General features: G+C 65.2%; 4 protein-coding genes and 1 pseudogene. 3 read left to right on the plus strand and 2 right to left on the minus strand.

Features of this window, described 5'->3' with window-relative positions:
- Both WB785_RS04795 and WB785_RS04800 read left to right on the plus strand, forming a co-directional pair.
- The coding region (locus tag WB785_RS04795) for a sensor domain-containing protein (RefSeq protein ID WP_424077546.1) at window positions 1–683 on the plus strand (683 nt) is incomplete at its 5' end.
- Between the two features lie 56 nt (window positions 684–739).
- A complete protein-coding gene (locus WB785_RS04800; RefSeq protein ID WP_424077547.1) occupies window positions 740–1,399 on the plus strand; it encodes a sensor domain-containing protein in 660 nt (219 codons plus the stop codon).
- A gap of 7 nt (window positions 1,400–1,406) precedes the next feature.
- Here WB785_RS04800 and WB785_RS04805 read toward each other — a convergent pair.
- Window positions 1,407–1,493: pseudogene (locus tag WB785_RS04805) on the minus strand (deazaflavin-dependent nitroreductase); the annotation flags it as partial.
- A gap of 110 nt (window positions 1,494–1,603) precedes the next feature.
- Between WB785_RS04805 and sigI the strand changes: the two are divergent.
- Window positions 1,604–2,482 carry an RNA polymerase sigma factor SigI gene (sigI, locus tag WB785_RS04810; protein ID WP_424077548.1) on the plus strand — a complete coding sequence of 293 codons (879 nt, stop codon included), beginning with the start codon at window positions 1,604–1,606 and terminating at the stop codon, window positions 2,480–2,482.
- Here the strand turns inward: sigI and WB785_RS04815 are convergent.
- Entirely contained in the window at window positions 2,479–3,411 is a 933-nt protein-coding gene (locus WB785_RS04815) for a MinD/ParA family ATP-binding protein (protein WP_424077549.1), read from the minus strand. The two genes, sigI and WB785_RS04815, sit on opposite strands and share 4 nt — an antisense overlap.
- Window positions 3,412–3,496 lie beyond the last annotated feature (85 nt).

Consider the following 3,496-nt stretch of genomic DNA (forward strand, 5'->3'; position numbering starts at 1 on the left):
CTGCCGTCCTGATGGCGCCGTCGGAAAGTCACCCGACGGGGCAACCGACGACCTCGACGGCACCGACATCGTCGGTGGCACCGGTGACGGTGTCGGACCTGAAGAGTCTGCTTCTCGGAACAGACGAGGTCGGTGCAATTTTGGACGCGAAGGTCAATCCCGGGCCAATCGGCAGTTTGGGTACCGATTGGCGCAAGCTCATCGAAAAGGATTGCGTGGCTCCGTGGCTGCCGGGCCAGCAGAGCGTCTATAACGGGACCGATTGGCAAGCAGCGGCAGTTCAAGCGCTCAACGGAGCAGCGGTCGCCCCACAGCCAGCCGATGAGCCGATGCACCGCATGGTGATCCAGTCGGTCGTGGGTTTTCCTACCGCAGAGCTGGCTACGACGTTCTTCACCAATCAGAAGGCGCAGTGGGCGCAATGCGCGAACCGAAAAGTCAGCTACCTCCAGGATCCCGACCAACCTCCGGTGTTGGTCAGCATGGGTGGATTCACCACCACCGGTGATGGCATTCTGACGATGACTAACACCGGGCAGGGCGCGATGGACTGGATATGTGTGAATGCCCTTTGGGCGCGCAAGAATATCTCGATCGGCGCCCTCGCCTGCAGCAACAGCAACGCCGGTGATCAAGCGGTCGACGTTGTCCACCAGATCGCGGCGAAGATCCCACCGGGATGAGTCCCATGATGGGCCGCGTTCGTCGTTCCGGCGCCGTGATCGCTGCAGTCCTGCCCATGATCCTGTTGCTGGCGAACTGCACTCGCGCGGCTGAGGGTCGCGCGATCTACGCCAGCCAAACAGCGTCGAACGACCTACCTCTGGTAAAGATCGACCAGCTGCGGTCGCTGATGTTGACAGCGGCGGAGGCCGGCCCGCTGATCAACGATCCCGACCTGGCCGGCATGCTGACCTACACCGAAGCCAACCACGTACCGGACGGTTTCCTGTCCGACCTCAAATGCGCCGGAGTAATGGCGCCCGGCGGTGAATTGACCTACCGCGGATCGGGTTATCACTCGGTTTACGGGGAGATGCTTGTGGATCAGGATCAGCCGCGGGTGGGTGAAGTCGCGATTGCATACGGCGGCGCCGAGGAAGCCCAGGCATTCGTCGACACCGCCACCAGGCAGTGGAAGAATTGCGCTGGTAGGACACTAACCGTGAATCTTCAACAGCCTCCGGTGAATTGGATTGCCAACGCTCCGCGCAGGTCCGACGGTGTCGACGTTCTGCTCCGGCGGATGGAGGGCGGCCAAGGCTTTGCCTGTGCTCGTGCGATGGCGGCACGCTCGAATATCGTCGTGGACGTACTCGTCTGCGGCACCGACGACGCCGACCTCGAGCATCAGGGAGCGACAATCGTGAACATGGCGCTGAGCAGAATCCGCAAGTAAAGGCGCTCTAAGACGAGACCGGGTCGAACCGGAATACCACGAGGCTGCCCGCCAGCGCCTCGAATTCGTCGGCGGTGCCATCGACGACCATGCCTCGACTCCTCGGCTATTCGGTAGTCCTGCTTTCAGCTACGACGAGCCGGAAGTCGGGAAAGTTTCCGCCGAACCGTGTAACTTTTTCGCCGACTAGATCGTCGTAAAAGAATGAGCCAACCGCAGTCAGCGAACGAGCAGATCACCGACGCCTGGCGTCGGCATCGCCCGTACCTGGTCAATCTGGCGTACCAGATGCTCGGCGACGTCGGGGACGCTGAAGACGTTGCGCAGGAAGCGTTTCTGCGGCTTTCCCGCACCGACCTCAGCGAGATCGAGGATGTCCGCGCCTGGCTGACGGTCGTGGCGGGGCGGCTCTGCCTCGACCAGGTGCGTTCGGCGCGTGCCCGTTACGAGCGGCCCGCCGACATCGGCTCAGAGGTGGCCGCACTCAATCAGTCCCGTCGGCTGGATCCGGCGGATCGGGTCACGTTGGACGACGAGGTTCGCACCGCCCTGTTGGAGGTGTTGCGCCGCCTCAGCCCGGGGGAGCGGGTGTCCTTTGTTTTGCACGACGTGTTCGGAATGCCATTCGACGCGATCGCCGAGACGGTGGGCCGCCCGGTCGGGACGTGTCGCCAACTGGCCCGCCGCGCACGGGCGAAATTCGCTGGCGCACAACCGAAGCCGGGCGACATACCGGTCGCCGCCGACCATCAGCTTGTCACCGAGAAATTCATCACCGCCTGCGCCAACGGCGATCTGCAGGCCCTGGCCGAGGTGCTGGACCCGACGGTCTGGGGAGTCGGCACTTTGCTCGGCGATCCCGCCCCGCCGCCGCAGATCAACCACGGTCCGCACGATGTTGCCGTCAACCTGCTGCGCTACCTGGGACCGGGTGTGACGGTGGTGAGCGGTCCGGCCGGTCAGCCTGTACTGCTGGCCTTCGCGGAGCGACGGCTTTTCGCCGTGATCGTGCTGACTATTCGCGGACAGCTGGTCTCCAAGATCGAAGCCACCGCAGATCCGTCGGCGCGGATCGTTGGCTAGCGGTTTTCCGGCGTGCTGGCCGGCCGCGATGCGAAGAAACCCGCGACCGCGGCTGCGATCTGCAGAAATCTGCGCCGGGTTCTGCGAGCCATCTCGTCCCGCACATCGATGACGCCGCCAGGCCGCAGGTGCGGATCGAAGGGCACTTCCACCACCGTCTGCCCGCGGTCGACAAACTGACGGGCCAGCAGTGAACGGGTCCGTCGGTCGGAGTGCCCGTCGGAATCGTTGAGCACCACCACAGTGCGTTGCAGAAGGCCGGTACGGCCATGTGCCGCCAGCCATTCCATCGTCTGCGCTGCCGCCGAGGCACCATCTGCCCACGGCGACGACACCACGATCAGCGCATCGAGGTCGCTGAGCGCCTCCTGGGTAACCGGGGCGTCCATCGTCGAGCCGCAGTCGACGATCGCGATCGTGAAGTGACGGTCGAGCCGCGAGGCCGCTTCGCGGTACAGCGCAGGATCGAGCACGCGGCGCGGGCCGGCCGTCGGCTCCCCGGCCAGCACGTACAGGCCCGCCGAATTGCTGCCGACCCGGGTGCTCACATCGGCGAACGATGCGAGATTCCGGTCGGCGGCAAGTTCCCAGTACGAGCCGCTGGACTGCGGGTCGATCCTGCTGCCCAGCCGGCCGAAGGCGGTGTCGGCGTCGACCGCCACCACGCGGTCCTGCCGGCGCAGCTCCGCGAAGATCGACCCAACGCTCGCCGCGATGGTGGTTTTCCCGACGCCCCCCTTGCCGAGCACGCCCACCTTGTAGTTGCCGCGAAGCACCGCGCCGATGGCGGCCTCATGGTCGGCTTCTTGCTTTTCCTTGGGCGACGGACCGGGGTTGATCAGGCCGAAAGTGGCCTTGCAGACGAAGCGGCGCCATCCGTATTTCGGCGCCGGTGGCCGCGGTTGCGGCACCGCCGGTGAAACGTCGATGCTGCCCCACGACACGCGATGTGCTCCGGCCGCAGGCCGCGGCGTGGCGGATCGCTGGCCGTCGGCCTGCGGTTCTGGCGCTCGC

The sequence above is a fragment of the Mycobacterium sp. genome, from assembly GCF_049585075.1.
GTDB lineage: Bacteria > Actinomycetota > Actinomycetes > Mycobacteriales > Mycobacteriaceae > Mycobacterium.